This window comes from Bacillus sp. N12A5, from assembly GCF_026790125.1.
Taxonomy (GTDB): Bacteria; Bacillota; Bacilli; order Bacillales; family Bacillaceae; genus Bacillus.
On sequence record NZ_JALAMR010000033.1, the window covers coordinates 1,033 to 1,441 of the forward strand.

At 43.0% G+C, this 409-nt stretch carries 1 pseudogene; it reads right to left on the bottom strand.

The window, feature by feature from the left end:
* Positions 1–317 (bottom strand): annotated as a pseudogene (locus MOC09_RS20035) (protein prkA); the annotation flags it as partial.
* Between the last annotated feature and the right edge of the window lie 92 nt (positions 318–409).

The window sequence follows — 409 nt, forward strand, 5'->3', positions numbered from 1 at the left end:
CCGCTCACAGGTCCCATTAGCAAAAGAATCCGCTTTCTGACATCAAGCCGTTTCGCGGCCGGATGAAAATACTCTTCCACGAGTCGCTCCAAGGATTCCTCAAGCCCAAACAGCTCGCGGTCAAAAAAGCTGTACTTCTTCCGTCCGTCAATCTCCTCTATCCCGCTGTCTTTTATCATATTAAAAACACGAGAATGAGCAGATTGCGCAACCATTGGATTTTCTTTAATAATCTCCAAATAATCGGCGAATGTTCCTTCCCATTTCAGCCGCTGCTCTTCCTCTCTGTACTGTTCAATTTTCTTTAATATATCCATAAGGACCTCCTCTATCATGTTTGATGCGCTATGCAAATAAGGTACTTTAATACAATCTATGCCGGTATCTTGTGATACATGCTTTGGTTTCT